At 49.4% G+C, this 25896-nt stretch carries 21 protein-coding genes and 1 tRNA gene; 6 read left to right on the forward strand and 16 right to left on the reverse strand.

The annotated features are described in order from the left end of the window. Positions 1 to 61: 61 nt before the first annotated feature. Positions 62 to 388, forward strand: coding sequence for a DUF4321 domain-containing protein (locus B7991_RS07835; RefSeq protein ID WP_073423078.1), 327 nt, complete (start codon positions 62 to 64; stop codon positions 386 to 388). Then, on the forward strand, positions 388 to 1806 hold the full coding sequence (gene gatA, locus B7991_RS07840) for an Asp-tRNA(Asn)/Glu-tRNA(Gln) amidotransferase subunit GatA (RefSeq protein ID WP_088630323.1): 1419 nt from the start codon (positions 388 to 390) through the stop codon (positions 1804 to 1806). Before B7991_RS07835 ends, gatA begins: the two co-directional genes overlap by 1 nt. Positions 1807 to 1902: 96 nt before the next feature. Here gatA and B7991_RS07845 read toward each other — a convergent pair whose 3' ends face one another. The 12 genes from B7991_RS07845 to B7991_RS07895 form a co-directional block, all read right to left on the reverse strand. Then, positions 1903 to 2655, reverse strand: coding sequence for a hypothetical protein (locus tag B7991_RS07845; protein WP_088630324.1), 753 nt, complete (start codon positions 2653 to 2655; stop codon positions 1903 to 1905). Between the two features lie 78 nt (positions 2656 to 2733). Next, on the reverse strand, positions 2734 to 3825 hold the full coding sequence (locus B7991_RS07850; RefSeq protein ID WP_088630325.1) for an expansin-like protein: 1092 nt from the start codon (positions 3823 to 3825) through the stop codon (positions 2734 to 2736). A 51-nt stretch (positions 3826 to 3876) separates the two neighbouring features. After that, positions 3877 to 4632, reverse strand: coding sequence for a hypothetical protein (locus B7991_RS07855; RefSeq protein ID WP_088630326.1), 756 nt, complete (start codon positions 4630 to 4632; stop codon positions 3877 to 3879). 196 nt (positions 4633 to 4828) lie between these two features. After that, positions 4829 to 6286, reverse strand: coding sequence for an IMP dehydrogenase (guaB, locus tag B7991_RS07860; RefSeq protein WP_073423085.1), 1458 nt, complete (start codon positions 6284 to 6286; stop codon positions 4829 to 4831). Positions 6287 to 6405: 119 nt separating this feature from the next. Continuing rightward, entirely contained in the window at positions 6406 to 7509 is a 1104-nt protein-coding gene (locus tag B7991_RS07865) for a glycoside hydrolase family 11 protein (protein WP_235002819.1), read from the reverse strand. A gap of 43 nt (positions 7510 to 7552) precedes the next feature. Beyond that, positions 7553 to 9316 carry a hypothetical protein gene (locus tag B7991_RS07870; RefSeq protein ID WP_088630327.1) on the reverse strand — a complete coding sequence of 588 codons (1764 nt, stop codon included), beginning with the start codon at positions 9314 to 9316 and terminating at the stop codon, positions 7553 to 7555. A 121-nt stretch (positions 9317 to 9437) separates the two neighbouring features. Then, positions 9438 to 9992, reverse strand: a complete 555-nt coding sequence (pth, locus tag B7991_RS07875; RefSeq protein WP_015732305.1) for an aminoacyl-tRNA hydrolase — start codon at positions 9990 to 9992, stop codon at positions 9438 to 9440. A 22-nt stretch (positions 9993 to 10014) separates the two neighbouring features. Next, positions 10015 to 10167, reverse strand: a complete 153-nt coding sequence (locus tag B7991_RS14840) for a hypothetical protein (protein WP_015732304.1) — start codon at positions 10165 to 10167, stop codon at positions 10015 to 10017. 84 nt (positions 10168 to 10251) lie between these two features. Continuing rightward, the gene (locus B7991_RS07880; protein ID WP_088630328.1) at positions 10252 to 10878 is read right to left on the reverse strand and encodes a 50S ribosomal protein L25; all 627 of its coding nucleotides are present in this window, start codon (positions 10876 to 10878) and stop codon (positions 10252 to 10254) included. Positions 10879 to 10908: 30 nt separating this feature from the next. Beyond that, positions 10909 to 10980 (reverse strand) — tRNA-Gln (locus tag B7991_RS07885). Between the two features lie 104 nt (positions 10981 to 11084). Next, positions 11085 to 11987 (reverse strand): 4-(cytidine 5'-diphospho)-2-C-methyl-D-erythritol kinase, encoded by a 903-nt coding sequence (gene ispE, locus B7991_RS07890; protein ID WP_088630329.1) that lies wholly within the window; start codon positions 11985 to 11987, stop codon positions 11085 to 11087. 36 nt (positions 11988 to 12023) lie between these two features. Continuing rightward, on the reverse strand, positions 12024 to 15179 hold the full coding sequence (locus B7991_RS07895) for a DNA translocase FtsK (protein ID WP_088630330.1): 3156 nt from the start codon (positions 15177 to 15179) through the stop codon (positions 12024 to 12026). A 172-nt stretch (positions 15180 to 15351) separates the two neighbouring features. Between B7991_RS07895 and B7991_RS07900 the strand changes: the two genes are divergently transcribed. Then, on the forward strand, positions 15352 to 18315 hold the full coding sequence (locus tag B7991_RS07900; protein WP_254917887.1) for a CHASE2 domain-containing protein: 2964 nt from the start codon (positions 15352 to 15354) through the stop codon (positions 18313 to 18315). An 11-nt stretch (positions 18316 to 18326) separates the two neighbouring features. Here the strand turns inward: B7991_RS07900 and panC are convergent, their stop codons facing one another. The 3 genes from panC to folK are packed head-to-tail and all read right to left on the reverse strand — an operon-like array spanning position 18327 to position 20340. Then, a complete protein-coding gene (panC, locus tag B7991_RS07905) occupies positions 18327 to 19178 on the reverse strand; it encodes a pantoate--beta-alanine ligase (RefSeq protein ID WP_088630331.1) in 852 nt (283 codons plus the stop codon). Between the two features lie 2 nt (positions 19179 to 19180). After that, positions 19181 to 19831, reverse strand: coding sequence for a deoxynucleoside kinase (locus B7991_RS07910; protein ID WP_088630332.1), 651 nt, complete (start codon positions 19829 to 19831; stop codon positions 19181 to 19183). Beyond that, on the reverse strand, positions 19831 to 20340 hold the full coding sequence (folK, locus tag B7991_RS07915; RefSeq protein ID WP_088630333.1) for a 2-amino-4-hydroxy-6-hydroxymethyldihydropteridine diphosphokinase: 510 nt from the start codon (positions 20338 to 20340) through the stop codon (positions 19831 to 19833). Before folK ends, B7991_RS07910 begins: the two co-directional genes overlap by 1 nt. A 279-nt stretch (positions 20341 to 20619) precedes the next feature. On the opposite strand from folK, the gene rho reads away from it, so the two are divergent. The 3 genes from rho (at position 20620) to B7991_RS07930 (ending at position 25085) form a co-directional block, all read left to right on the forward strand. Beyond that, positions 20620 to 22686 carry a transcription termination factor Rho gene (gene rho / locus B7991_RS07920; RefSeq protein WP_369597609.1) on the forward strand — a complete coding sequence of 689 codons (2067 nt, stop codon included), beginning with the start codon at positions 20620 to 20622 and terminating at the stop codon, positions 22684 to 22686. Between the two features lie 218 nt (positions 22687 to 22904). Continuing rightward, positions 22905 to 23711: a pyrroline-5-carboxylate reductase gene (gene proC / locus B7991_RS07925; protein WP_088630334.1), complete on the forward strand. Its 807-nt coding sequence runs from the start codon at positions 22905 to 22907 to the stop codon at positions 23709 to 23711. Between the two features lie 3 nt (positions 23712 to 23714). Continuing rightward, positions 23715 to 25085 (forward strand): sigma-54-dependent Fis family transcriptional regulator, encoded by a 1371-nt coding sequence (locus tag B7991_RS07930; protein ID WP_088630335.1) that lies wholly within the window; start codon positions 23715 to 23717, stop codon positions 25083 to 25085. On the opposite strand, the gene B7991_RS07935 is transcribed toward B7991_RS07930, so the two are convergent. Beyond that, positions 25066 to 25896, reverse strand: coding sequence for a TraB/GumN family protein (locus B7991_RS07935; protein WP_159462257.1), 831 nt, complete (start codon positions 25894 to 25896; stop codon positions 25066 to 25068). The two genes, B7991_RS07930 and B7991_RS07935, sit on opposite strands and share 20 nt — an antisense overlap.

Consider the following 25896-nt stretch of genomic DNA (forward strand, 5'->3'; position numbering starts at 1 on the left):
TTACTGGATCCTTCACCCATAAAGGGTTCAGGATGACGTTGCAAATTGTTATATTTGCGGCATGACTCACAAGAACTCATTGGCACGTGTCGTCCTCTTTATTTTTGTCGGCCTCATTTTAGGCGGCATCATGAGCGAAGCTCTCGGAGCTTTGTTTGGCGAACTCGGAGTCCTCTTGAACGCCGGTGGATACGATAACAGCGTTCACCACATTTTTACTGCGGCTGCCGATTACAGTATCGGTTTTTCTGGCGATACCCCGCAGCCCGTCGTCATTGATTTGTACCTCGTCAAATTTGCGCTTGGTTTTGGCTTCAAGGTGAATGCCCTAAGTGCAGTTGGCATGGGTTTAGCTCTTTACATCATGAAATGGTCCGGAGAAAGATAATGCAGACTATTCAGGAACTTCAGGCTCAACTGGCTAACGGCAGTACCACTGCCGAAAAGCTCGCTCAGGCTTCCCTCGAAAAAATTGAATCTACAAAGAATTTGAACGCCTATATCTCGGTGCTGAACGACCGCGCTCTCGAACGCGCTAAGGAAAGCGACAAGCGCCGCGACGAAGGCAAGTCTCTGGGCGCCCTCGATGGCATCCCGGTCGCCGTGAAGGACAACATGTGCTTGACCGGCACTCGCACCACGGCCGCCTCCAAGATTCTCGATAACTTTGTTGCCCCCTACACTGCAACAGCACTTGAAAAACTCGAAGCCGCAGGCGCCATCATCGTCGGCAAGACGAACATGGACGAATTCGCCATGGGTTCCAGCAACGAAACCTCTTACTACGGCCCGGTCAAGAATCCACTCGACGAATCCCGCGTTCCGGGTGGTTCCTCGGGTGGTTCCGCAGTCGCCGTTGCCTCTGGCACAGTTCCTTGCGCTCTCGGTTCTGACACGGGTGGATCTATCCGCCAGCCTGCAGCATGCACGGGCGTTGTCGGTTTGAAGCCGACCTACGGCCGCGTTTCCCGTTACGGCCTCCTCGCCTACGCAAGCTCTCTCGACCAGATTGGTCCGTTCGGTGCAACCGTTCGCGACTGTGCCACGCTCCTCGGTGCGATTTGCGGTATCGACCCGCATGACAACACCACGAGCACTCGTCCGACCGAAGACTTTACCGCAAAGCTCGGCACCGGCGTAAAGGGCAAGGTCATCGGCGTTCCGAAGGAATACTTTGGCGAAGGCCTCGATGCAGAATGCAAGGCCGCCATCGAAAACATGCTTAAGAAGATGGAAGCCGAAGGCGCCACGATCAAGGAAGTGAGCCTCCCGCACATCAGCTACGCTGTGTCCAGCTACTACATCATTGCAACGGCAGAAGCTAGTTCCAACCTCAGCCGCTACGACGGCGTGCGTTACGGCTACCGCAGTCCCGAAGCTCGTAAGCTTTTCGACCTTTACGCCAAGTCCCGCAGCGAAGGTTTCGGCAAGGAAGTGCAACGCCGTATCCTCCTCGGAAGCTACGTTCTCTCCGCCGGTTTCTATGACGCTTACTACGTGCAGGCCCAGAAGGTTCGCCGTCTCATCACGGACGACTTCACCGAAGCTTTCAAGACCTGCGACGTGATTGCTAGCCCGACGATGCCGGGTCTCCCGCTCAAGTGCGGCATGAACGAATCTGATCCGATGGCGGTCTATCTCTCCGACATCTACACCGTTAGCTTGAACCTCGCCGGTCTTCCGGGCGTGAGCGTTCCGTGCGGTATGGCAGGCGGACTCCCGGTTGGCCTCCAGTGGATTGGCAAGCCGTTCCAGGAAGCAGACTTGCTCGCAGTCGCCGAAGCAACCGAGCGCTTGAACAAGTAAAATATCGCGGTTTCCAAAAGCCGCGATACTCGCAAAAAACGACGCCCTTCAAGGCGCCGTTTTTGTTTTTTGAGCAATTTTTAAAATTGAGCGTTTCTAATCCCAGACACTCTTCTTCGGAGCCTCTTTACGAGGCGTTGTAGCCCTTTTCTCTTTCCAATTAGCGTCGGCACGTACAGAGCAATAAGCACAATCAAGAACAGGCGTATCCTCGAACAATTTCTTAACGGCAATTTCCATAAGGTTTTCCCAGTTGGATCTTGAAACACCAAAAGCATACTGTTCAACAGCCCCCAAGGAGCCATAGCCTAAACGCTCATGAGTTTTGCCATCATAAAAACCATAGTTACCCAACATCGTCAAGACGCCTTCGTGCAGTAAAAGTCCAAGCAAGCCCAATCCCCCACCTGTAAGCACAGAATTGATTTGAATGGAATCGACAAACAAATAGACATCAGCATCTGGCAAAGCTAATCGCTCATCATCAATAGCAAAAACATCCCTATCGTTTATCATCACTCCGGATTCACCCATATAAAAATTATTTGCACCCGAAATGCCCAACGGATAAGCCACAACAGAAACATGCATCCGAGAATGATCATTAAAATCTTCGGCCTTAGCCTCAATGTTTCTCTTTAATTCTGCAGACATCCACACCGGAAAAGAATTAACATACTCCGGCAAGTCATCTTCAATATCGTCTGTATTAGCAACAACCGGATTTGTAAAAATCACAGCAATTGTCGCAGGGCGCCAATTCCAATTTTCAGAAATAACAACCCTCGGACTACACCCAGTCAAAAGCAACAGTACCAAAACCACAAAAATAAGTTTTGTTCGATTCATACCAACTCCTTTTTAAAACAAATTCCCAAACGAATTAATTTCGTTTGGGTGTTATATTTATAACAAATATACAAAAACTTATTTCTTCCGGTGTTCGTACAGATAAAGATTTGCCTCCGGCACCGCTAAATCAGAACCTTTTAAAATCCATTCGTCATCGGTACCGCTACGATAAGTGACGACTACACTGTAACTTTTTTCTGATTGCAGGACTTCCTTCGGAACAGTCCAGAAGTTTTCTGTTCCCACGACAAATTCAAGCGGATAAGTCTTGTCGCCATCTACCTCGTTGAACACAATTTTGCGGACAGCATCTTTCGGGTTACGAACCTGAATAATGCTCCAGTACGTGCTAGCGCCTTCCTTAACCCAGATGGATGTGGAATCGCCCCACACGCCTTCGACTCCTTCGCAACTCACGAATTCCCATTCGCCGTAATAACGGCCGACCTGGATTCCCATGATATCGCTAGCAGGCGCACCGCCCAAATCCACACCGCAGTCGGCATCCGGGCAACGGTCCGTAATGCGCACGGTTACCTCTTTCCAGCCATCCGGCGTTTTCGCCTTCACGTGAACGCAGCCGCCACATGCCATGCCACCATCCCACGGGCCCTTATCATCCCCCGGAGAAACATTCACATGGATTGCCGCATAGTACTGGATGTTAGTCTGTCCGTAATTGCAGGCGCCGCCAAGGCTAGTTTCTTTCGCAGTGATGCTCCCGTAAGTCGTCACGGAACCCTTGCCGCCGTTCTCGACAAGCGTCGGGTCTGCCGCCGTATAGCTATCGCAGTTCGTGCAAACACCACTGTCCGACGAACCGGCAGGTTTCTCGGAAGAACTTGAGGACGCGCGATTGCTCGAAGACTCAGCGACCTTCTCAGAAGAAGAAGATTCCGCGAGCGTTCCCGAGCTCGAACTTTCAACTTTTTTCGCAGACGAGGAATCCGCGAACTTCACTGACGAAGAACTCACGGACTTCTCCGAACTGGAACTTGCGAGTTTTTCAGAAGACGAAAACACTTGCGAAGAAGATGTATCCTCGCCCACAGCCGCAGGCGAACTGTCAGAATCACCGCACGCCACAAGCGCAAACGGCACCGCAAGCAAACCTGCGAGCAATGAAGCCATAACAGCAACCGAAGTAAAACGATCATTCAACTTCATAACACTAATATATATCAAAAAAACGCAGCCTGGCGAAGCTGCGATCCTTATTTAAAACTGCGCAATTGGAGTTTTCTCGATCATGTGTAAAATCAATTCTCGTAAAACATTTACCCAGTCATGCTCGATTACCCGTTCCTTGGAACATTGATCTTCATCCAAGCGTCCAAAATCCATTCGTTTTCCAGCCTTTGCATCATAAAAAGCGTATGAAGCCGAAATCTTGACGCAGTTGTTTGTTCGATACCCCATAACCGGGATTGGAAAAGCAGGCGTGCTTAACCCCGAATTATAAAGATTCAAGTTCTGGTAAGACTTCATTTCGATACTGTCTAGCACAAAATAAACTTCGGCACCGTCAGACATCGAAACCGGCTTTGGCACACGAAGACTATCGCCATCCAAGACCTCTACAGAATACGTGACTCTGTCTTTCGAGATACCATCCAGTTTATAATGAACATTCGAGTTAAACTTAAGCGTATTGTCCACATTGCTCGAGAACCACTCCTTCATTTTTTCCATATTTTCAGACATCATGAGCGTGTCTCTCGAATCCACAGTTTTTTCGGAAAATGTTGACATTTCAGAAGCATCATTCACACTTGTATAAAACCACGGGAAAACGGTCCATTCCTTAGAGTCTTCAGAATCTTTTTCTTTGTTCAAAACTACAGGTTCCGTAAACAAAACGTTCATACTAGCCGGTTTTTGTGTCCAGGACGCATCCTTGTGTTGTTTTGTCCCTGAACAGCCCAAAATTGCAGTTGCAAGAACCATAGGAATCATCAACTTCACTAATCTCATTTTCAACTCCTTCTAAAATTTGTTCGAAAAAAAATATAACAAAAATCCGGCACGCTTTTTGCGCACCGGTTTTTCACCAAAGTAACTTCAGCGAGTTCAGGATGACACTCTAGCAAGCCAATCAAGCACAACGTGCAATGACAAACTAGAATAGATGGCGGATCAAGTCCGCCATGACGACATCACGACGTTAAAATTAGTCGCCCGTTCTGTAGTTCGGAGCTTCCTTCGTGATGGTCACATCGTGCGGATGAGATTCACGGAGGCCTGCGCCCGTAATACGGACAAACGTTGCCTTCTTGTAGAGTTCTTCAAGGTTTGCAGCACCGGCATAACCCATAGCAGAGTGGATACCGCCAATGAGCTGGTAAACGGTGTCGCGGAGCGGTCCCTTGTACGGAACACGGCCTTCGATGCCTTCCGGAACAAACTTGCGCGGTTCCTGAACGCCACCCTGGAAGTAACGGTCAGCAGAGCCAGCCTTCATGGCGCCGAGAGAGCCCATGCCGCGGTAGCTCTTGTAGCTACGGCCATCAGCGAGGATGACTTCGCCCGGAGCTTCTTCGGTACCGGCAAAGAGAGAGCCCACCATCACAGCGTGACCGCCAGCAGCCAAAGCCTTGACGATATCGCCAGAGAACTTGAGGCCACCGTCAGCGATAATCTTCACGCCGACCTTGCGAGCCATCTTGCCGCATTCCACGACAGCGGAGAACTGCGGGTAACCGACACCAGCAATGATACGGGTCGTGCAGATGGAACCCGGACCGATACCCACCTTGACGATGTTGGCACCGCACTTGGCGAGTTCTTCGACAGCTTCCGGCGTGCAAACGTTACCGGCGCAAATCGTGAGCTTCGGATATTTCTTGCGAACGGTCTTCACCATGTTGCGCACACCGATGTGGTGGCCGTGAGCCGTATCGATAATCAACAGGTCAACGCCTGCGTCCACGAGGGCAGCAACGCGTTCAAGAGTATTTGCAGAAGTGCTGACAGCAGCACCGACGAGCAACTGACCATTCTTGTCAAGGCTTGCGTTCGGGTTGTTTTCGCGCTTCAAGATGTCCGTCATCGTGATGAGGCCCTTCAAAGCACCAGAAGCGTCCACGAGCGGGAGCTTTTCAATGCGCTTTTCGGCGAGGATTTCCTTCGCCTTGGCGAGGCTCACCTTCGGGCTTGCCGTCACAGGATCCTTGGTCATGACCGTGCTGATTTTCACGTTCATGTCGCTAACGGTGCGGAGGTCGCGGCTCGTGAGCATACCGACGAGCTTACCCTTGGAGAGAATCGGGAAACCGCTCACCTTGTTGCGAGCACGCTGTTCAAAAGCAGCAGACACCGGTTCATCGGCATCAAGCGTCACCGGATTGGTCACAATACCGGACTGCCAGCGCTTGACCTTGCGAACTTCTTCGGCCTGGTCTTCAATGGACATATTCTTGTGGATAATGCCGAGGCCACCCTGCAAAGCAAGGGAAATAGCCAACGGAGCCGTCGTAACGGTATCCATTGCAGCACTGATGATAGGAATGTTCAGCTTGATATTCGGGGCGAGCTGGGTGCTCACATCCGTCTGAGCCGGAAGAACAGAAGATTCAGCGGGAACGAGTAAGACGTCATCAAACGTCAAAGCTTCTGGCAAAAGTTTCATAAAGTACCTCTTTTGCGCATAGAATATAGTAATTTTCGGTTTTAAATCCTAGTTCTTTTGCGCTAGAAATATGTAAAAAAGAGCGTTTTGGCGATGAGCGGTAAATTACGAGCGATGAATTAGCGCTCGACAGCAATCGTCTTGGCAAAGGCCCCACGCTTGACCAGATAAACGGACGAGCGGGCGAACTTGCTTTCTACAGCCTGCTTAAGCGACACACCATTCTTCAGCTCAACCCTGCCGAGGAAATTCCCCTGCATATCGAACACTTGATAAATCCCAGCCTTGTCAAAGCGCTGTACCGTAAACGGAATCGCATCGGTCCCCGAACTCGAAGAACCGCCAACACTGCTCGAAGATTCTGCGAGCACATCCGATGACGAACTCGGCACAGTTTCAGAGGAACTCGACGCCACAGAACTTGAACTTAAAGCAACAGAACTGGACGACGGAACTTCTTCACCTTTGACGTAAACCTTTATGTGCGGGAAATCAGCCGTACCGGAAACGCCGTTTCCCATGCTTCCGGCTTCGCCAAGGACCTTGGCTTCGTAGAGTTTTCCCATCTCCATGCCCAGCTTTTCCCACTGTCTCATGTGAGCGCTAATATTGATGATACCGCAATCACGGGCATTTTCACGAATGCTGAAATACTGCAAAAAAGTCGTATTGCCTTTGGTCTTGATGGCGGGGCCCGTATGTTCTCCCCAATAAACGGAGTATTTGGCACCATCGATTGTGTAATCGCCCATCTTATGGCTAGCGACCCAATCACCAGGCCTCCACCCTGTCAGCCAGTTATCGACAACATAATATTCAACCAGCTTACTCGGGGATTTCGAAACTTCTTCCATCCAACCGTAGACACCGACATAGGAGTAATCGGCACCATTGATATTCTGTTTCACGAGCTTGAATTCCGCAAGCATATCGCCGCCAAGTTCGTTATACTTCTTGTCGCTATCGAACGAAAGCCCCGCACGGCAAAGGTAGTCTCCAGCATTCTGGAAAGAACATGCCATGGATCCATCTTCATAAATTGTAAGCGAACCTGAAGTAGCCCTGTCGTACCAAAGCTCGTAACCGACACCGTTGTACGAGCTCACTTCGTTCCCGTTCACTTTTTTGCTTGCACCAGTATGTTTGGCCGAGCTGCAGAAATCCTGCGCAAAAGCAGCCACCGAAAGTCCCATACCGAAAGCGATAATGACCATTTTATTCATTATGCGTTTCTCCACCAAAAGTTTAATTTCAATATAATAACTTTTAGGGTTCTTTCACGCAGCGGACACTGTTCTTGCGGCTTTTAAGTTCACTACGTGAACCCAATGAAAAATACTGTGCTTGCAGATAGTCCATTGGAGAATATTCAGCCACAAACGCAATGGCAAACAAATCGTCTTCCGTAGATTCACTGGATGTCCACCACATTTTAAAGGAATGCGCCCCATCAATGAGATGCATTTGATGCCCGTCCGTTGATGGGATCCTCCAACCGCCCAATTTTTTCTGCAAATTATTCCATTCATCCACAGTCGGGAGCCTCCACCCCTCAGGGCACTGTGCCTCCGCCCATGTAAACGTGGTATCGCCCAAATCGTCAATCATCCAATAAAGGCCGGCCGCCTTGCTATAGGCATAGCGTTTGCCATCACGTTCATCCTCAAGCGTATCGGTAAACACCTCCCACTTATTCGACATGCAGACATAACCATATTTATCCGTATCTTCAAGCGAGCCTTCATTTTCATTTGTACACAAACCAACTTGTTTTTCGACATCCAAAGCATAACGCCACGAACCTAAATCGCAAACAATCAAAGAAGACTCTACACTTCCCGGCGTTATAAAATAATCCGCGCTATCGCATTTGATTCCATAAGAATTAGCTTCCAAACTATTCGCAACACGCCAATAGTACTCTGAATTGGTCACCGTACCCACCAAGAAATCCTGCGCACACGTATAATATTCGTCATAACGCGTTTTTCCAACAGTCCCTAGATGTTCCTTATCGCACTTTTCAAGACCAAACTCACTACGCCAAAAATTTTCAACAACCTCTTCAAATTCGGGAATCATACCATGGTACGCAACCGAGCTCATGTCAAAACTGGTGCCATAAATACTTTTCCAACGATTGAAACTAGAGCGGAAGCGATTCAAATCTGGTGATAAATAAATATCTCCCGAAATTCTAACAACCCCACTATTAAATGCCGTTTGGGCCATTTTATAGATTATGGTATCATTAACAATTTTACCATCCTTAGCAAAAAAATCTGAAAAAGCATATATTGTCGCTTTATATATATTAAAAATGACGGTCAACCCCATCAAAGCTTGGTCACCCAAACTATCTCCAAAAAGGCTCCAGTCTTCGGCAAAGTAAGCATCGTTGCTTTTTTTCATCGTAATATGGAAGATTTCAAAGAGTTCTTTTTCGGCTTGCTTTTTAGCCTCTGCAAACGAAAGTTTATCATCACGAACAAGTTTTCGGACGCGATCAAATTCCAAATGAGTCAACAGATTTATGTTTACCGAATCACGAGAATCCAAATCAGTAATAGCATATAAAGTATATTCTTTTTCTTCCGGCATACTGTTATAGTAGCTCAGAACATCCCCCGTTACCGAAATATGAACATACCTAGACTTTAGCGAATCAACCTCAACAGAATAGCGACTAAATCCGCCATCCACTATTCCTGTAAAAGTTTCCCCAATCGGTTCCAAAGTAGATTCATCCAATGCCGTCAACTGAACAACGGAACCATCGACAAAAGGCGTTCTTTGAGCAAAACCATGAATTGTCCGAACAGCAGTCTTTTGGCTACTACTCGATGCGTCAAGAGAAAATTCACCAGGTTCTGCACTGCTCGACAAGCTGCTAGAACTGATTTCGTTTTGAGCATCCGGACCAATGGCATTACCATTATTATCGCCAGCACAAGCTGTCAACAAAACAGCCACCAGAAACAACGCGCCCAAATAGCAGTAAGCCTCATCCTTGCAACAAAACAATTTCATACTCTTTGTCCCCTTAACATTTGTCTTAAATATACAATTTAAGGGATAAAAAAGAACCTCGACAAGTTCATCACCAGTCGAGGTCATAATATTTTTGTTGCATCCGTTGCATATAACGGCTTTACTTCCCGTTGTAGCGCTCCATGCACTTCTCAATGCCGAGTTTAAAATAGCATTCTACGAGTGCGGGGACTTTTGCGATTGCTTCATCGAATTTCGGGCGGTCTTCGGGCGAGAACTTCGCCAAAACCCAGTTGCTGAGGTCAAATTTCGGAGGGCACTTGCCCACGCCAAAGCGGATGCGCGGGAACTTGTCGCCCACATGTTCAATGATATTGCGGAGCCCATTCTGGCCACCATGACTGCCGTCCTTGCGGCAACGGATACGGCCTACATCCAAATTAATATCATCGCTAAAAACGAGCAAATGATCAACCTTGACCTTGTACCACGTCATGAGCGCCTGCACTGCTTCACCAGAAAGATTCATATAGGTTTGCGGCTTGACGAGGAGGCATTCTTCGCCTGCAATGTTCACCTTCATGGTGAGCGCCTTGTGTTCCGATTTCCAGTCCTTGCTCGGGTCAGCGAGCTTTTCAACTGCCATAAAACCAGCATTGTGGTGCGTGTTCGAATACTGCGTTCCAGGATTTCCAAGACCGACGATTAAATACATAATAAAACCTTAAAAAATATCGTTACTTTTCCGCATCGAGTTCGCTATACGCTTTTGCGGAATTTGCGCGAACTTCATCAGCATTGCTATCCTGTTGCTGCACGACAGGTTCAGAACTAGCACACCCAAGAAGGGCGATAAAAGAAAGGCAAGATAAAAGCTTGAGTAATTTCATAACTTAAAATATAGAATTTTCAACGAAAAAAGACCCGCCCCAATCGGAGCAGGTCTCTTAAAGCCTTTCAGCTTGTTGCCAGAATTAGTTGGCAGCCGGAGCAGCAGCGGCAGCGGCGTCAGCAGCCGGAGCAGCAGCAGCAGCATCCTTCTTCTTGGACTTAGAAGAAATCGTGAAGATAACGGTGCGCGGGCCAGAAGCGAGCGTAACGTTTTCCGGGAGCTTGAAATCCTTAGCGTAGAAGGTCACGTTCGTTTCGAAGTTGGAGATGTCCAATTCGAGAACAGACGGGATGCTTGCCGGCTTAGCAGCGAGCATGAGATAACGAGCTTCCTGAGAGAAGAGACCGCCCTGAGTCTTCACGCCAACCGGGAGACCGGAAAGCTTGACCGGGATGCGAACCTTAACGAATTCGTCATCAGCGATCTTGATGAAGTCAACGTGCGTGATCTTCTGGGTGAGAGCGTCCTTCTGGACACTGTAGACGAGAGCCGGATTGCCAGCCTTGCCATCGATTTCGAGGTCAAGAAGCGTGTAACGCTTGCCCGGAGCAAGAACCTTGCGCAAGTCGATTTCGCTGACGCTGATGTTCTTAGCTTCGATACCCTTACCATAATAGACGGCCGGAATCTGACCAGCCTTACGCAAACGGGCGTTGTCGCGGTTTGCACCTAGCACTCTCGAGGCAGCTTTGAGCGTTGTGAGTTCCATTGTGTTATCTCCATTAGATAAAAAAATTCATTGGGGTAGCAGGATTCGAACCTACGAATAACGGAATCAAAATCCGTTGTCTTACCACTTGACGATACCCCAATGGTGCGACAAAGATAGTAAAAAAGTCCCTTTTGTCAAAGACAAACGTGCAAAAAAAGAGCTGAAAAAAGTCATTTTTCGCACATTTTGACAAAAAAGCGGCACTACCTATGCCAGAATTTGGTGACGGTCTGGTAGCGGGAAATCGGCTTTAGAACGGCGGCAGCCTTTTCAGCGAGTTCCTTGGTCTTAAAAATCCCGAAAACGGAAGCGCCCGAACCAGACATCAAGGCGACATCAGCCCCAAGTTCAATGAATTTCTGCTTCATCTCGGCGACAAGCGGGTGCGTCGGGAAAACCGAGATTTCGAATGCGTTGAAATAGGAATCCGGATTCAGGAACTGCGGAATTGTAGACTTCGCGCTTTGGGATTGCGCGGCTTTGAACTGCGCGGCATCTTGAGCATTCCAAGCAGCCTTGTACTGTTCCCAACGGTCCGGGCCAGATTTCGGGACGCCAGCATAAGCATCTTTCGTCGGCACGGAATCAAGCGGGGTCGCAATGAGGAGCGCAGCCCCTTCCGGGAGGTCCAGCGGTTCCACAAACGTCAAACGCTCGCCGATACCTTCGGCAAAAGCGGTCCCGCCACGAACCAAGAACGGCACATCGGCACCAAGACGGGCACCAATGGATTCCAAAGTTTCAAACGAGAGGTTCAAGTTCCACAAGTTGTTGAGCAAGCGGAGCGTTGCCGCAGCATCTGCACTGCCACCGCCAAGGCCAGCTCCAAGCGGCATGACCTTCGTGAGATGGATGTCGGCACCAAGGTTGCACTTTGCAAATTCCTTGAGCGCTTTCGCGGCCTTGAACACAAGGTCCGATTCCAGCGGGTAATTCTGCGGTTCGTTGTACGTCAAATGGATTTCACCATCTTCGCGGAGCGTCGCTTCGACAGTATCACCCGCATCAACCGTCTGGAAAACAGTTCCCAAATCGTGGTAACCATCTTCGCGCTTGCGGATAACATCGAGAAACAAATTGATTTTAGCAGGAGCGTATTCTTTCATAGTCAATAGTCGTTAGTCAGTAATCTTTTCCAATTTTTACCCGAATCGTCCGGAACGTTCGAGTTGCATGAGCTCGTCCATTCCAATAAGCATGGCTCGCGGTTTCGAGTTGCCCTTGCTCGGACCACACACGCCAAGGCCGTAAAGCTGGTCCACAATCTTCCCTGCTCGGCTGTACCCCACGCTAAAGTGGCGCTGCACAGCCGAAGTCGAAAGACCGTTCACACTAATAGCCCATTGCGCAACTTCAAAAAGCAACTTGTCGAGCTTTTCGTTCTTGAGAGAACCACCGCCCTCTTCATCGCCTTCTTCACCACCCGATACATCGAACGATTCCACCTGCGGATAGAACACGTTCTGGTCGGAGCAGGCATCGGCCAAGCGTTCGGCTTCTTCGTCGCTGAGGAATGCACCATGCACGCGCACCGGATCAGGATCATTCACAGCCTTGTAAAGCATGTCGCCACGGCCCAAAAGTTTTTCAGCACCGGCATGGTCCATCACCGTGCGAGCGTCAATCTGCGAAGCAACCTTGAAGCTGATACGCGTCGGCAAGTTCGCTTTGATGATACCCGTAATAACCTTCACAGACGGGCGTTGCGTAGCAAGCACCAAGTGGATACCCACGGCACGAGCCTTAGCCGCCAAGCGAGCCACAGACTTTTCAATTTCCTTGCCGGCGACCATCATGAGGTCCGCCATTTCATCGATAATCACGACGATAAACGCCATGCGGTGGCCACGATCTTCTTCAGGAACTTCATCTGGCAATTCACCCGCTTCAAACTTTGCGTTAAAGCCGCCGATGTTACGCACCTTTGCAGATGCCAAGACTTCCGTACGGCGGTCCATTTCGTAGCAAAGCCACTGGAGCGCCTGGATAGCAATTTCCGGCTTCGTGATGACAGGCGCGAGGAGATGCGGGATGTTTTCGTACATCTTGAGTTCCACCGCCTTCGGGTCCACAAGAATCATACGGAGTTCATCCGGAGTCTTGCTAAAGAGCATCGACGCCATGAGCGCGTTAATGCAAACAGACTTACCGGAACCCGTCTGACCTGCAATCAGCAAGTGCGGTGCCTTCGCCAAATCCATCGTGAACGATTCACCGGTGATGTCCTTCCCTAGCGCCACAAGAATCTTGTCATGCGCGGGCTTGAACTTTTCGCTCATGAACACATCGCGGCAGAACACCGTCTGGAACTTGCGATTCGGGATTTCCACACCGACAGCAGCCTTGCCAGGAATCGGCGCCAGAATGCGGATGGACGAGACCTTGAGCGGGAGCGCCAAGTCTTCTTGCAATGCCGAGAAGCGGCTCACCTTCACGCCCGGGCCCGGTTCCACTTCAAAACGGGTAATCATCGGGCCCGTTTCGCAACCGATTACGCGGCCCTTCACCTTGAAGTTTTCAAGCTTTTCTTCGAGCATTTTGCCGATGGCATTCAACTCTTCTTCGGTGTAATCCGCCGTCTGCACTTCGTGCGTGTCGAGAATCTTCGAAATTTCAGGAATCTTGTATTCGTCGTAAGAGGCTGTAGGTGCGGGCGGAATTTGTGCAGACTGGACAGCCTTCGCTGCTGGGCGCGCACTTTCACCAGCATTTGCGCGACCTTCACCACCGCGAGAACGTCCAGCAAACTCACCTTCACCAAATGTCGGGTCCTCGCCCACTTCATCAGCCGTCACGACTACCGGAGCAAACGTTTCGTCATCATCAACCGCCGGGCTTCCCGGGAAGTCCTCTACGTAGGCGCCATCGCCGCCCAAAAGCTCTTCGGCATGGATTGCCGCACGCGTTGCCACAGAATCCGAAAGCGTTGCATCACGGACAATCGTATTGGCACTTGTCGAAGATTTCGCAGATTTCGGAACTTCAACTTTTCCAACAACAGTTCTTTCAGCAGTCCGACGAGCAGCACTGCCGACATTTGCAGCATTTCCACCCGCATTCACACCAGCATTCCCAGCAATCGCAGCATTCACTGTTTCAGAGCCCGCCGTACGGCGCACATCGCCCTTCACCTGCATACGGCCCTTATGGCCCTTTTCCCAGTCAATCAAGTCGCGAGCACGGCGGAGTGCGCCAATGCGTTCCTTGATTTCCAGAATCTGGAGTGCATTCATGTGGCGTTCATTCAAACGCAATTCTTCTTCCAGGCGACGGATTTCAGGATCTTCATAGACTCCATCTTCGTCAGCACCGCCCAAAGTCGCACCCGCAGGCACATTCTCGGCATTCCCAAGCGGCGCATCCTGCAAATTGCCCGGTTGCGCATTCCCCGCCGCATTTTCAGGTAAAGCATTCCCAGCATACTGAGGCAACCCAAACGATTCCCCCACCTGCGTCTGCATTTCCGAACGATTGATATCCAAATCGTCCGTCAGCCAATTATGGCGGCCATTAAAAGGTTCCACCTTCCCGCGCCTGCGCATCTTCACGGAATCCGGGACAAAAATCATCGTCTCGTCTTCCATCACCACGCCACGGCGTAATTGCTTTTTCTCAGAGCGTTCGTCGCGGATATTCGGCACATATTCCGTCTTCGGCTCAACATCCTCTTTATGGCGGCGTCCAAATAGCCCCGTCAAATAACGCATCGTCTGCGCCACAAACTTAAAGTGCCTCGGACGAACCCCAAACGAAAGTACCAAAATCAAAGCCAAAGTGGTCAACAGTATAATCAGCGGAGCCACATACGAAACGCGCCCAAACACGGGAATCGCCAAGTTCTGCAAAAAGAACTCTCCCAACACGCCACCGCTCATCGAAAGCGCATCATTCGAGACGCTTTTATCGCCAAAATTTTTAAGCGACATCAAAAATGACACGTTCACCACAAGCAAGCTTGCACCAACCGCAAAGCGCAACAACTTTGCACGCAGCGAAGCAATCGCGATAAAAAGCCCCCAAAGGACAAGCGCTGCCGTAAACACGACAACCGCCACACGCCCAAAAAGGAACGTCATAAAGCTCGGGAACATCACGCCAAAGTAATTTCCCAGCCAGTTTTCGTGCTCGCCCACAATCGAAATCGTGATACAACCCAGCAAAAGGATGACACCAGCGAGCAACACCAGGTACCCCACCATCATCGTTACAAAATAAGAATCCGGCTCCTGTGCACCCGTTTTCGGTTCTACTTTAGTTTTCTTCGGTTTCTTTACAGTTTTTTTCTTCTGAACAGCCAAAAAATACGCTCCTCTAATTGCGGTAATAAATATAGTCTAATAACGATCCTAACTTTGATACAAAAAATGACACTATTTGCTCAATTATTATTTTTTCATCGTCATGGCACAGAAAAATTCAAAAAATCAGAGAAAACTTTTTTTTGGGGTTGCTTTTTCGGCAATCGCCGTATTGCTCATCCTAATCTTTGGCAATTCCAAGAAAAACTATATCGCAGAATCGGCTGAAAACATTTTTTACGACCAGTTCTTTAAATTGAATACGGAAGTCCTTGATTCCACCGGAATCAAAGACGGCATTGTCCTAGAAAGCAAGCCTTACAATGACCCCAATATCATCATTGCAGATATCGATGAGAAATCGCTGCTAAAACTAGGGCACTACTACAACTGGGATAGATCCATCCACGCCAAAGTCATCGAAAACCTGGGTGAAGGCGGTGCAGCAGCAATCGCATTCGATATTCTGTTCAAGGACGCCGACTTCGGAAAGAGAAAAGGGGCTCAATGCCAAGAAATCCTTACCCAACTTGACCCCGATACAAGCCATGCCCATTACTTCTCGCAAATCAGTTCTTTCTACAACTACGACTCCATGCTGGTCGAATCCACTCGCAATTCAGGCATCTGCATTATCAGCTTCTTGATGAACGACGCCTCCCATTACAAGAACAAAAGCAACTGGGAACCGCTCAGCACCTGGGAACGCGCCAAGGAGGTAGGTTTTTCCTCGACACTGCAGTTAAACCAGGTGAATAAGCCGCAAGACATCGAAGCCCGAGAGATTCTCGATAACGTATTCCCGGAACTAGCAAACGCAGGCTCACGTCTAGGAGCCGTCAATGCATACCCCGACAACGATGGTACAATCCGCCGTATCAGAATGTTGTACAAATTCCCATATGTCGATGAGGACAAGCTTGCCCCGCAGCGTATTTACTCGGCACTCTCCTTAATGACCATTTCACACCTTTTCCACAAGGACCCCAAAGATATCACCGTCAAAATGGGCGAATATATCGACATTGGCAAGCCCTTTGGCATCTACCGAGACTCCAGCGGCGAATACAACACCACGTATCCGAACTTCACCTACCCCATGTTCACATCGCTCCGCGACAAGATGAAAAGCATCAAGGAAAGCGGTGTTAAAAAAGCAAATCTTGTCGAAACTTCATTCAAGGTAACAGCAAAAAGAAACAACGATGGGCAATTAACTTTTGACATTTTTGTAGACGAAAAACAGCAACTAAACGCAACGCTTTCCAACATTCTAAGAAAGCTTCCCCAAGACATCTTCGGCAAAATAAAAGAAGGTCAATCCATAGAACTCGATAGCGGCTTTACAATAGCCAAAAGCGAAGATGACGAAGGCGTTTACGTCATCACAAGTGACGATGATGAAGAAATCAGCATCACGCCAAGCGTCCTCAATACAATACACTTCTTTGAAAAGAGCTACCGCGATATCAAGATTGGGGAACACAAGCACCTGTCCCGCAACATGGACATCAGCTACAACAAGGCCAAAGATGAATGGTCTGCCTCCATCAGCTTTTTCACAAACAGGATTTTAAAAGAAATTCTCAAAGCAGACGAAAAACAGATTAGCGCATTAAAGCCCGGCGAAGAAATGCGATTCGGGCCGCACAAAAGAATTCCTATTGACACACTCGGGCAATTCCTCATCAAGTACAAGGGACGCTTCAACCATGTCGCTCCCGAGACAAGGACTTTCAAGCACGTATCTTACTACGATATTTTCAGAGACACAACAAATCTTGACCAGTACGCCGGAAAGACGATTATTCTCGGGTCTTCCGTTTCTGCACTTTTCGATATCGTCAACGGTCCGCACGAAGAAAACATCCCAGCCATTCTCGTCCATGCCAACATCATCAAGAACATCCTCGAAGATGATTACCTGACGGTATTAAAAGAACGTTATCAGCGCTATATTGTAATTATTTTGGCGTTGATTTGCACATTCATAGGGCTTTACTTCAGAAGTTTCGTATCGCTACTTTTAATGATCGGCATAGCGGTTCTCTACACGTTGCTCGCTTACATCTGTTTCAAGCACAACATCTATATCGGCGTTTCCAAGCAGCTTTTGGCCATCATTATCTCAAATACATTTGCAATGGTCGTGCAAGCCTATTTCGAAAACAAAGAAAAGAAGTTCATCGAAAGTTCGTTCAAGCAATACATCTCGCCAGAAATGATTGACGAATTAGTAGCCAGCGGTCAAACGCCCCAGCTCGGCGGCGAAGAATCTAAAATTACAGCCTACTTCACCGACATTCAAGGGTTCTCGACGTTCTCTGAAAAAATCGGAAGTGCAAATAAGCTCGTTGAACTTTTGAACGACTACTTAACCGCCATGACAGACGTCTTGATTGTAAAGAACAAAGGAACTCTTGACAAGTACGAAGGCGACGCCATCATCGCATTCTTTGGCGCCCCGGTGAAATACGATGACCACGCCAGAAGAGGCTGCAACACGGCTTTAGACATGCAAAGCGAGCTTTTAAGGCTCCGCAAAAAATGGGTAGGCGAAGGTCAAAAATGGCCAGAAGTCGTCCACAACATGCATATGCGAATAGGCATCAACACCGGCAATATCGTGACCGGAAACATGGGTTCCACCATGCGCAAGAACTACACCATGATGGGCGATGAAGTGAACCTTGCCGCACGCCTTGAAAGCGCTGCCAAACAGTATGGCGCCTACATTCATGTTTGCAAGAACACCATTGACCAGCTTGTCGAACAGAAAATCGATAGCCAGTACATCTATCGTTCACTCGACATCATCCGCGTCGTGGGTAAAGATGAACCTGTCGAGACGTTTGAACTACTCGCCTACGCCAACGATCAAAAAGCAGATTCACTCCACAAGCTTTGTGAACTCTGGGCACAAGCTCGCAGCGCTTACCTAAACATGCAATGGGACAAGGCCATCGAGCTATTCACAAAGTGCCTAGAATTCGAGCCGCACTTGCCTGAACGCGATCCGGGCAGCAAGACTTGCCCAAGCCAGGTCTACATCAAGCGTTGCCTAGCCTATAAACAAAATCCGCCTGCAAGCGCAGGCGAAAAATGGGACGGAATCTTTACCGCTACTGAGAAATAGCGGGGGAATTCCTAGTTCAGTTCCATATTGTCGATGAGGCGAGTCTTTCCAAAGAAGGCGGCGGCAAGAATCACAGCCTTGTCTTCGGCGGCAAGGGCTCCATTGCACTTCTGCAAGTTTTTCTGGTTAGCCACTTCCACGTACTGCACAACGCCACGAGCAGCAACGATGGACTTCACGACGATATCGCGAATCTTCGAGACGCTGCGTTCACCAGCTTCGTAGGCAGCCTTTGCAGCCTTCAAACCGCTGTAAATGCCGAGAGCCTGTTCGCGTTCTTCCTGAGTCAAGTATTCGTTACGGCTAGAGCGAGCAAGGCCACTTTCTTCACGCACAATCTTCACGCGGTGAATCTTGATGTTGAAGTTCAAGTCCTTCACCATTCTTTCGATCAGGAACACCTGCTGGTAATCCTTCTCGCCAAAGTAAGCGTCGTTTGCGCCAGAAATGAGGAACAGCTTGGAAACGACTGTCAAAACGCCACGGAAGTGTCCCGGGCGATAAGCGCCGCAGTACATGCCTTCGAGAGCTTCATCACGGACAAGCGTCATCGGATCGCCATCGGGGTACATTTCAGCAACGGACGGAGCAAAAACGTAATCGGCACCGATAGATTCAGCAAGCTTTGCATCGGCTTCCAAGCGCTTCGGATACTTGTCCAGGTCCTCGTTCTTGCCAAACTGGATGGGGTTCAAGAACACACTTACAACAGTCACATCGCACTCGCTCACGGATGCCTTGATAAGAGCGCCATGACCTTCATGGAGAGCACCCATCGTTGGAACGAGACCGATTCTTTTCCCTTCTTTCGCAAGAGGAGCAAGCGTTTGACGTAGGGAATCGATAGACTTAATTATCTGCATGATTAGTTACCTTCTGGAACAAAATAAGTCGTTTGACTTGGGCAGGACGCAATGGCGTTCAGCACAATTTGCAAATGGCTTTCGTTATGGACAAAATCGATATTATCCGTATTGATGATAAGCACAGGAGCGTCGGTGTAATGCCAAAAATGATGGTCATAACGGTCCTGCAAGTCGCTCAGGTAGTTACCGTCAATGGTCTTTTCCATCGCACGACCACGACCCCTGATGCGCTTTAAAAGAGTCGAGACGCTTGCCTGCAAATAGACAACGTAATCCGGCTTGCGGATATCGTGGTTCAAGGCGTTCGACACCTGGTCATACATCGTCATTTCATTTTCAGTGAGGTTCTGCGAGGCAAAGATGCGGTCTTTGTCAAACGTGTAGTCGCTCACCAGCAAATCATGGAACAAGTCGCTCTGCAAGGCAGAATTCTGGAGTTGCTTAAAGCGGTCGAGCAAAAAGAAGAGCTGCGTCTGGAAAGCGTACGCCGAACGGTTCTCATAGAACTTCGGCAAGAACGGATTTTCAGCAAAGTTTTCTTCAATGAACATGGCGTTCCAGCGTTCACAAATGGCACGGGCAAGCGAGGTCTTACCAACGCCAATTACGCCTTCAATCGCCATAAAATGAATGTTCTTATCCAGAAGCATCAGGGTTCCTCCCCTTCAATAACGCGGAACGGAATCTTTTCTTCTTTTTCAAGCAATTCCACAAGCAAGTCCTTGACGGTCTTGTTCGTCTTCGGATCTACCCAGTCCGGTGCAATATCGCTTAGCGGCACAAGCACAAACTGGCGGTTATAGATTTGAGGATGCGGAATTGTCGGACGACCTTCACAAACTTCACGACCAAAGAACAGCAAATCCAGGTCCACTTCCCTAGAATTCCAATGTCCGCGGTCCTTGCGTCCAAGAATAAGCTCGGATCCTTTTAAGTAATAGAGTAACTTTACCGGGTCGCCATCATACCAGAAGCTCACGATCTGATTAAAATATGGTCCCTGGCCAGCCGGTCCAACAGGTGGTGTTTCATAAATAGGGCTTTCAACCCAGCCCCCTGCGCTTATACGGCGAAGCATGTCCCTCCCAGCTTTCAAGTGAGCCGAGCGGTCAGGAAGATTACTTCCGAGTGCGATATATACTCTGTTTAAGGAATCCACGCCCCAAATATAATAAATTTAGCCATTGTCATCCTGACGCTGAAAGCGGAAGGATCCAGTCAAATTTGGGAACATCAAAACAGGGAACTCCTAATATTTTTCATAAAAAAAAATTTTTTTATGACATTTCACAAAATTTAATGTATCTTTTAACCCGTTCCGCTATTTCGGGACGTAATATTAATCATCAATAAAATTTATGGGGCAACAAGCCCTTATTATCGTTTCAATTATATAGTCTATTTCATTTTTTGAAATATGTAATTATAGGACGCAATCGTGCCCAGAACACCTAAGAATCAGAATTCAGAACAAAATACTCAAGCTCCTTCTTTGACGGATCTCGTTTATCCAGAAAGCACAGGCATTCCTGTTCCAGAATATTTAGGAACCCCCGACAAATTGCCGGATAATGCCGAGGACGCACCGCAGCCCAAACGTCGTGGCAGAAAGCCAAATCCAAAGACAAAGGCTCGCAAAGAACCCGAATTCGAACAGAACGTTCAAGCCGATGCCGAACCAGAATTTCAAGAAAAAAGACAGCCGGTCGATGGTATTGCCGCTGCCGAAAAGCGCCTCGCCGAACAGTACGGTGTAGCAAACATTGATGCCATTGCAGAACCGATTTACACGGGCGAACAAAACTACAAGCCAGCCGAATCTACCGAAGAAAGCGCATTCACAGGTGAAAGCAACGGTGAAATTGTAATTCCGCAAAACACTGATGCAGCCCAAGCTCCATCAGAAAATCAAGGTGAAGTTTCTGCCGATCCGAATGCAGACCCAAACGCACAACAGCAAGGTGAAGCCCAGGCTCAAAACGGCGAAGGTCAGGACGACCGCCGCTTCAACAACCAGAACGGCAAATTCAACAAGTTCAATAAGAACAACAAGTTCAACAAGAACAATCGCAATAACCGCAATTTCCAGCAAGAAGAATTTGTCGATGACTCTGCTACGCTCCCAGCACCGGGTTCCGAAGCCATATTAAAGGCCAAGGAAAACTGGCTCAAGTTCCGCAAACTCTCCATGAGCGAACTCCAGGAACTCGCCGTGCAAAAGGAAGTGGACTTCCGCAGAATGCGCAAACAGTCCCTCAACTACATTTTGCAGAGCCTCGAAAACGAAGGCAATATCATTTATACGGAAGGCGTCCTCGAAGTCACACCGCAAGGTCACGGGTTCCTCCGCATGCCGGATCAGAACTACCAGACCAGCGCCGATGACGTTTACGTAAGCCAGAACCTTATCCGTAAATTCAACCTCAAGATTGGCGATACGATTGAAGGTCTTGTGCGCACGCCTCGCGAACAAGATAAGTACTTCTCCATGCGCCGCATCGACCGCGTGAACTTTGAAGAACCAGACAAGATGCGCCGCCGTGTGGCATTCGAATATTTAACGCCGATCCACCCGGAAGAAAAGATCCACCTCGAATGGAATGAAACGGAATACAGCACCCGTATCATGGACTTGTTCTCCCCGATCGGTAAGGGTCAGCGCAGTATCATCCTCGCACCTCCGCGTACCGGTAAGACCGTTCTCTTGCAGAACGTGACCCGCGCTATTGCGAAGAACCATCCTGAAATCATCCTCATCACGCTCCTCATCGACGAACGTCCGGAAGAAGTCACCGAAATGCGAGACATCATCACGGACATCAAGGAAAAGGCTGCTGAAAAGGGAATCGATATCAAGGCTGAAGTTGTCGCATCGACGTTCGATGAACCGCCTGAACACCACACCCGCGTCGCCAACATGGTTTTGGAAAAGGCAAAGCGCCTCGTCGAGAGCCAGAAGGACGTCGTGATTTTGCTCGACTCCATCACGCGTTTCGCTCGTGCAAACAACGTTGTGATTCCGCACTCCGGCAAGATTTTGTCTGGTGGTGTGGACGCTAACGCCATGCAGTTCCCGAAGAAATTCTTCGGTGCAGCCCGTAAGATTCAGGACAAGATTCGCACGGTCAAGAACGAAGACGGCACAATTAGCGAAGAAGTCCAGAAGAACGGCTCCCTCACCATCATCGGCACGGCATTGATTGAAACCGGCAGCCGCATGGACGAAGTGATCTTCGAAGAATTCAAGGGAACCGGTAACATGGAACTCGTGCTTGACCGCCGCATCGCTGAAAAGCGCATCTGGCCAGCCATTGACGTGTTCAAGTCCGGCACCCGCAAAGAAGAACGCTTGCTTACGCTCCTCGAACAGAATGCCGCCTGGAACTTCAGACGCGGTAGCCAGAACGAGACGGAAACAGGCATCATGGAGAACCTGCTCAAGCTCATGAGCAAGCTCAAGACAAACGCAGAACTCCTCGCCGTTCTCTCCAAACCAAAAGTCTAATACAATTTAGACGAAATCCCCGTCAAGCGCAATGTCACCCCGGCCACCGTGCCGGGGTCGTCTTTTTATAAAGAGTCCTTTTTATCCCCTGTCATGCCGGACTTTGTTCCGGCATCACCATTTGACGAACGAAAATATTTTTACGTTTACCATCGTAACGTCATTGCGAGTTGCAAAGCAACGAAGCAATCCATAAAGTTTTAAAAAGGACACAAAAAATGAACACAACGATTTTCTTTGCCGGTACTGGTAACATGGGCGGAGCCATCCTCCGCGGTCTTTTGAACGCAGGCACAGACGCCAAGAACATTTTCTTCTTTGACCCAAGCGACAAGGCTGCCGAAGCCGTGAGCGCCCTCGGTTGCGTCCGCGTCAAAAGCTTTGCCGAAGGCATCGAAAAGGCTAACGTCACATTCCTCTGCGTCAAGCCGCAGATTTTCAAGCTCGTTGCCGCCGAATGGAAGGCAGCCGCATCCGCTCTCAAGAGCGAAAAGACGTTCATCAGCATCATGGCCGGTGTCGCCCGCAAGAGCCTCATCGAAGTGCTCGGTGAAAAGAACCAGGTGCTCCGCGTGATGCCGAACTTGCCGCTCACTGTTGGCAAGGGCTCCGTTGGCCTTGCCACCGACGGCGTCTCCGACGAAACGCTCAAGCTCGCCGAAGAAATCTTTGGCAACATCGGCGTGACCTGCCGCGTTGCAGAATCCCTCATCGACGCCGTGACCGGACTTTCCGGCAGCGCTCCGGCATACGTCTTTGAATTCATCGAAGGTCTTACCCGCGGCGGCGTAAAGGCTGGTCTTACCCGCGATGTCGCTTTGAAGCTCGCTCTCGGCACCATCGAAGGCAGCGTCGAACTCGTCAAGCAGTCCGGCAAGAGCCCTAGCGACCTCTGCGCTATGGTTTGCTCTCCGGCAGGTACAACCATCGCTGGCATCGACGCCCTCGAAGAAGGCGCATTCCGCAGCACGCTAATCAAGGCTGTTGTCGCCGGCACGAACCGCAGCAAGGAACTGGGCAAGTAAAGCGTGCGCCCGTCCATCGACTTTTTCACAAAAGAAACTTCGACGTCCTCGTTCATCTTGGACGTCCTTTCTTCTGTGGATAACACCGTCGATGTTCACACACCCATAAGCGACGAGGCTCCAGAAATCGCAGAGGCTCTGCGCACTCCGCTCGCCGCAATTGTCATTTGGGACCTCGATTCCTTCACTGCAAAAAATGCAGAACTGCTTGCAAGCCTTCGCGACTTTAGCCCGGATTCCATGATTCTCGCCTATGCGGAATCTCCCGAAAGCTATACCGAAGTTTCAAGCAAGCTCTACGACACGATTCTCTCTGTTGAGGCACTTCGCCTCCACTTGATGAGCAAGATTGCGAGGCTCAAGGAAATCTACAATGCGAAGCGCATTTTCCGCGAAAGAATGTCGCACCTCGTCGGCAAAAGCGATGCCATGCAGCGCCTCCGCAAAAACGTGGAACGCGCCATTTTGCACACAGGCCCCGTCCTTATTCAAGGCGAATCGGGCGTTGGCAAGGACCTAGTCGCACGAGCTATCGCTTGCGTTTACGACAAATTCGTCACCGTCAACTGCAGTGCCATTCCGGAATCACTTTTCGAAAGTGAACTTTTTGGCCACACGCGCGGAGCATTCACAGGCGCCCAAAACGAACGCATCGGTCTTTTCGAAGACGCCAACGGCGGAGCCATCTTCCTAGACGAAATCGGCGACATGCCGCTCCACGCTCAAGTCAAGCTTTTGCGCGTCATCCAGAATCACGAAATCCGCCCCATCGGCGCAAACAAGACGCGACATATAGACGTGCGCATTATCGCCGCCACCAACCGCGACCTCCGCGAAGAAATCCGCGAAAAACGCTTCCGCGAAGACCTTTACTACCGCCTGAACGTAATTCCGATGCAACTTTCGCCGCTCCGCGACCGCAAAGAAGACATCGAAGACCTGGCGAATTACTTTATCCGTCAGTACTCACCTGCCGGCGAGCCTTACACGCTCTCGCCCGAAGCTTTGCAAAAGCTCCAGGACCACAACTGGCCTGGCAACATTCGCGAACTCGAAAACGTCATCCAGCGCGCCCTCTGCTTTACAGATCCGGGCATTTTACGCGCTGAAGACTTGCAAATTGACGAAAGTTCCGACAACGATTCAGCAAGTCTCACTAGCGTCGACCGCGCCGCGATAAAAGCTTTCACAGCAAGCAATTACGAAGAATTCCGCGACTTGCAGCTCGACGAAGAACGAGAATTTTTGAAATCGACCATTCGCAATTGCGATGGTTCCGTAAGCCTTGCCGCCGAACGGCTCCGCATGAACCGCACGGCCCTTTACAACCGACTCACACGACTCGGCTTAAGTGTTAAAAACGTTCAATCTTAAAACCGCGCTTGCGAAGCGCATCGATCACGTTGTCTTTTTCAAGCGCCAAGTGCGCTACACCGACCACGACAAAAACGTTTCTATCTTCGCGCAAGAAGGTCGCAATAGATTCAGCCATTTTAGCATTGCGATTCACATAAACACGTTGTTCGTAACCTTCCTTAAATTTCTGATCGCTAGACAAAGAATCTTCGCTTTCGTCTTCTTCGTCATCTTTATCCAGCAAGCTACGCAATAAATCTTCATCACCCGTTTTCCAGGCGTGAATCAAGTTTTTCACAAGCGTTTCAAGCTCCGCAATTTCACGCAAAGTCGTCTTTAAGTAATACACACCCGCTGAATCAGATTCCGTCGTATCTGCAAGCGCGCCAATCTGTTCTTCAGCAGTCTCCAAGCCAACAATCGCCTTGCCATCTGACGCCGCTCTATCCAAAAGCACATAGTCAATCCCATATTCAGGATTCAATCCAGCCTGTTCAAATGCATACGCACTCAGCGTTGTCGCTACAAGCCAGGGGCGCATTTTTTCAAATACCACCATAGGAATATCCCAGGCCGCACAAAGGCTATCTAAAGACTTCCACATTTCTGGCGGCAATATATCACGGAGCAACCTATCTTCAAGCATTCCCTGCGAAACCGATTCCTTGCCAATCTCCTTCACGACTTCTTCATCGTTCATGTTGAGTTCGACGGCAAGCTCGTCCGAACGTGCAAACGCAGTATCAATCACAGGAGCAAGCGGGTACAAGGTCGAATCCGCCAAATGGATACTCCCCAGCACCCACACCGAAGAATTCTCATCAGACAC

Origin of the sequence: Fibrobacter sp. UWB3 (assembly GCF_002210405.1) — a bacterium.
Classification (GTDB): Bacteria; Fibrobacterota; Fibrobacteria; order Fibrobacterales; family Fibrobacteraceae; genus Fibrobacter.